Annotated in this window: 2 protein-coding genes and 1 pseudogene; all 3 read right to left on the bottom strand. The window is 52.7% G+C overall.

Annotation, left to right across the window (positions count from 1 at the left end; genetic code table 11):
- Positions 1 to 71: 71 nt before the first annotated feature.
- The gene (locus H6750_21510; GenBank protein MCB9776889.1) at positions 72 to 1,205 is read right to left on the bottom strand and encodes an efflux RND transporter periplasmic adaptor subunit; all 1,134 of its coding nucleotides are present in this window, start codon (positions 1,203 to 1,205) and stop codon (positions 72 to 74) included.
- A gap of 12 nt (positions 1,206 to 1,217) precedes the next feature.
- Positions 1,218 to 4,379, bottom strand: a pseudogene (locus H6750_21505) (efflux RND transporter permease subunit).
- Positions 4,376 to 5,008: a TolC family protein gene (locus tag H6750_21500; protein MCB9776888.1), complete on the bottom strand. Its 633-nt coding sequence runs from the start codon at positions 5,006 to 5,008 to the stop codon at positions 4,376 to 4,378. Before H6750_21500 ends, H6750_21505 begins: the two are co-directional and overlap by 4 nt.
- Positions 5,009 to 5,146 lie beyond the last annotated feature (138 nt).

Genomic DNA, 5,146 nt, shown 5'->3' with positions numbered 1-5,146 from the left:
TCGCGTCAGGATCTCTCATCGCCTTTTTGCTCAGCCCTTCAGGGGAAACCAACAGCTCTCAGAGAATCGCATCATTCTTGACTCACCAGGACGGGGGCAATCACCGTTCCTGCACGAAGTTCATCGGTTCCCCGCTTCACCACCACATCTCCAGCCTGGAGGTTGCCAAAAACTTCCAGAAGCGGTCCGCTTTTGGTACCTTTGCGGACCGGAGTCCAACCCACGGTGTGATTTTGCACTTGCAGGACAAAGGTCTGCTCAGTAGTCGTTACAACGGCAGAGACCGGGACAAACAATGTGGGAGTGCGTCCCTGAATCGGCCAACGAACTTCCGGAAACATCCCGGCAGCCAATCGAAGAGTAATATTCTCAACATCTATTTCCACCGGCATCGTTCGGGTTTTGGTGTCCACAGCTTGAGAGACTCTAGATACGATCCCTTGAAAAATTTCCTGCGGATAGGCAGGAACCGTAAAGGACACGAGAGCACCGTTGGCAATAGACCCAGCATATACTTCAGGAACGGGCACAATTAACCGCAACCGCGTCATCTGTTCTAATCGTAAAGCTGGCAACACTTGTCCAGATGGTCCTCCGGGTCCTGCCAGCGCCCCAGGATGAATATTTCGTTGGGTAATAACCCCATCAAAAGGGGCTGTCACTTGCAAGTATTTTTCCATCTCACGGAGTGATTCTAGGCGGGCCTCCAGAGCCTCCTGATTATGTTGCGCTAACTCCAGGTCGTTTCCGGCTACAATCCCAGGAGTAGAGGCTGCAGCCTGAAGTCGTGTATGAGTAATTCTAGCCGCACGAAGCAGGGCTTCTACCTCCATTCGCTGGGCCTGCAATTCTGGAGCGCTCAATTGAAGTAACAGAGCACCTTTTTTGACCCTTGCCCCTCGGTCAACCTTGATGGAGTCCACAATGCCCGATATTTTTGGGGCGAGATCCACACTCAAAAACGGCAGCAATTCACCCGACAGGGGAATGATTGCCTCGAGTTGCCGGCTGAGAACGGAAACGACCTCAACCGACCTTGGTTCTTTTTGGCGCGAAGCCGTCTGTTTAGGAGGTCCTGCGGGTGCTTTAATAGACGGCGAATTCAACAAGACCTGAGGAGTATATCCATCGTTACTGAGCACCAGGATTCCGCCCCCAATCAGACTCAATACAACCAACCCAATCCCAAGCAACTTCCTGGACATCCGTTCTCCTGATTAATTCGGCACCACAGCATGAGAAGGATCGTAGTGAACACTTCGTGGATCATCCGGATCAAGAGACGGAGATTGCCGGCCTCCTCCCCTTTCCATCATGGTATAGAGAGCTGGCAAGATCAGCAAACTGGAAACAGTGGCCGCCAATAACCCCCCAATCACTGCCCGTCCGAGTGGTGCTACTTGAGCGCCTCCATCCATAAACCCCATGGCCATAGGCATCATCCCTACTATCATTGCCAAACCGGTCATAAGAATGGGACGGAGGCTCGGCTAATGGCCCTTCACGTGCAGCGACTTCCGGAGAATGTCGCCTTGCATCCGGCATTGTTCCGCAAAAAACACCAAGAGAATGGCATTGGCCACAGCTACACCAATGGCCATAATGGTGCCCAAGAATGATTGAATATTCAGGGTGGTTCCCGTCAGTGTTAACGCCACCACCACCCCCATTAATACGGCTGGCATCGTCAAAAGGACCACCAGTGCGCTTCGCCAGGATTGAAAGGTCGCGGCCAACAACAGGAGAATGACTGCCATGGTCACAAGCAATCCCAGTTGAAGATTGGCAATCATTTCTTGCATCGGAGCCAATTGCCCTCGCACATCTACGCGCACACCCTTTGGTGGAGGACCAACACGCCGTAGCACACGATCAATCTCCTCATTCGCTCGTCCTAAGTCTTGCCCCATCACATTGGCCACAATCGTAATCATCCGCTGCATGTTATACCTGGCATATTCCCCGATGGAGGTCCCTGGCGTCACATCGGCCAAGTCGCGCAGCAGGGGACCTCGTCCTCTATCCGACATCACGGGAAGATTCAACAGATCGTGTACCGACTGGAATTCGGATTGAGGAATTTCCACTTGAACTTGATAGGCCCTTCCGGATTTCGGGTCACGCCAATAAATGGGTTCGACGAACCTGGTCGAAGACGTCGCCGACACGACCGCCCGCGCCACCTCACCTGCAGTGACACCTAGCTGTCCAGCCCGGACCCGATCCACGCGAACCGCCATAGTCGGATAATCCAAGGGTTGGCCAAAACGCAGGTCTCTGATCGCTGGCAAACGACTCAATTCCTCTTTTAGCCTTTCGGCATATTCACGGTTCGTGTCCAAATTCGGGCCGCTTATCGCAATCTCTATGGGCGTAGGAGCTCCCATGCTCATCACCTGCGTCACAATATCACCGGCTTCGAAGGTATAACGAGTTCCTGGAAAGCGTGCAGGCAACAACCTTCTCAACTGCTCCTTCACCTCCTCCAAGGAAATACCGGCACCCGGCTTCAACGCCACCAATAACACGGCCTCATGAGGCCCACTACTCCACATATAAAGCGTATTGACCGGATAACTGGAAGGATGCACGCCCACAAATCCTAAGGTGATCTCGATTCGATCTGAACCGATTTCCTGTTTAATCGTGTCTAATATATCTTTGGTCAACACTTCCGTCCGCTCGACACGTGTCCCTTCCGGGGCCAAAATCCGCAATTGAAACCGCCCGGTATCGACCTGAGGAAAAATATCCAACCCCAACTGGGATCCTAATCCCACGACGAAGGTGAAACAGACAACCACATATCCTATCAAGACTAACCGTGTGTGGATCAGGGTTTTCCCTAAAACCCTGACGTACCAATCCGGAACCCTGTGACGGTCATCGACTTTCATCTGAGTATGCGGACCTAGCAGCCATACCGCTAAGACCGGCACCAGCGTCGTCGCCAGGACATAGGAACTTGCCATGGCAAACCCTACAGCCAAGGCCAACGGCATGAATAAGGCTTTGGCCACACCGCTCATAAAAAATGAGGGAAGAAACACGGCTAGGATACTGAGCATGGCGAGAAAAAGAGGGACCACCACTTCCCCACGAGAGTCTTTAACCGCCCGTGCCACGCTCTTTCCACGAGACAGATGAGTATGGACATGCTCAATTGTCACCGTAGATTCATCTACCAAAATTCCTACAGCAAGGGCCAACCCGCCCAACGACATCATATTAATTGTCTGTCCGGAAGCCCAGAGCGCCACCACGGCCGACAAAAGCGCAAACGGAATGGTGATGACCACGATCAGTGCACTTCGCCAATTTCTCAGAAAAAGCCACACGACCAATCCGGTCAAAACAGCACCCAAAAGACTCTCCACCACTACCGCCTTCACAGCATGGGTCACATAGGTGGATTGATCGAATTCGAAACTAATTTGAATATCATCTGGCACGGCAGCTTGAAAAGTCGGAAGGGAAGTCTGAATTCGGTTGACCACCGCCATAGTCGAAGCATCGGCCCGTTTAGTCACCGGAATATAGACTGTACGCCGACCATTCACCATCGCATAACTGGTGACGATATCCTCTCCATCTTCGACAATGCCGACATCGCGTAGAAGAACCGTGGGCCCCGCCCCAACACGAATCGGCAACCGTTCCAATTCTTCAATGTTGCTGACAACAGAATTGACGGGCGTCAAATGGGCAATATCTCCGATCCTCACATTTCCTGCCGGCAATAGCATGTTCCCCGTACGGACCGCCTGCACCACTTCTTCCGAAGACATCCCGAACGCTCGTAACCGCTCCGGATTCACTTTCACAACGATCGTCCGGGCGGTCCCACCAAATGGCGGAGGAGCCGACACACCAGGAACCGCTGAAAACATCGGCCGTACGCGAAAGAGGGCCAAGTCTTGAATTTCCTTCAGATGGCGTGTCTCGCTCTGAAAAACCAAATACCCCACCGGCACGCTTCCCGCATCAAACCGGGAAATAAATGGCGGCACGGTTCCTGGAGGCATGAACGCACGGGATCGATTCACATAAGCCACCGTTTGAGCTAAGGCTTGATCCATATCGGTATCCGGATGAAAAAACAGTTTCATTAAGGCGGCGCCCTGAATGGATTTGGACTCCACATGTTCAATGCCGGTCAAATACAGAAAATGATATTCATAAAATGAGACCAGATGGGCTTCCATCTGGGCTGGATCCATCCCCCCATAGGGTTGAGCCACGTAAATGGCTGGCAAACCCAGATCTGGGAAAATATCGATCGGCATCCGCTTGACCGCCAAATAGGAAAAGAGCGCCATACCCAACACCAGAACGATGATAGTTATGGGACGACGAAGGGCAAAAAGCAGAAGGGTCATTTTCTGAGAGGTATAGTGGAAGAGGTCCGAACCAATTGGAAGATCTCCGACAAATCCCCCTTGGCCCCGGAGAGCGCTAAATAGGATTTCCACACTCCGAGACGGGCGCGGGCATCATCCACAGTCGCTTGTACCACAAGCCGTTGCGCCTCGGCGACATCAACAACCGTCGCCAAGCCCGCTTTAAACTGGGCTTCTGCTTGAGATTCGGTAAGACGAGCCGCTTGTAATTGAATAGGGGTATTTTCCGCGATACGCTTGGCACTCTCCAAGACTGAACGCGCCTTCACCTGTTGCGCAGTGAGTTCTTGTATAACTCGATCATACCGTGCCATTTCCGCCACATTGCGATAATGCTCCTGCTGTTGTTCTGCCCGGATGGCCGAAAAATCCAGGAGCGAAAAGGTCGCTGTCAGACCAACCCCCCAATTCGGCACATCCGGCAAGAGACCCTCACCTCCGCCATCCCGATGACCGCGATTGTCCCATCCCGACCCACGTCCGAAAAAAGAACTCTGCACATTCACCTTGGGGACCCATGCTCTGGCCAGCGCCTCTTCCCGCTTCTTGGGGATGTCTGCTGCAGCCTTGTGAACCAAGGCCAGGGGATGTTCCCCAGGATTCGTCATAACCGATAGAGTTCCTTTCGGCACTTCTCTGAGCAGAGGATCCTTGATCACGATTGGCAAACCAGCTCTTCCGAGAACTTGCCCCAAGATTGCAATTTGCGAGAGCTCAAATTGTTCCGCTTCCAATAATTGTGTGCG

The organism is Nitrospiraceae bacterium (assembly GCA_020632595.1).
GTDB lineage: Bacteria > Nitrospirota > Nitrospiria > Nitrospirales > UBA8639 > Nitrospira_E.
This window is presented reverse-complemented; position numbering and strand designations above follow the sequence as displayed.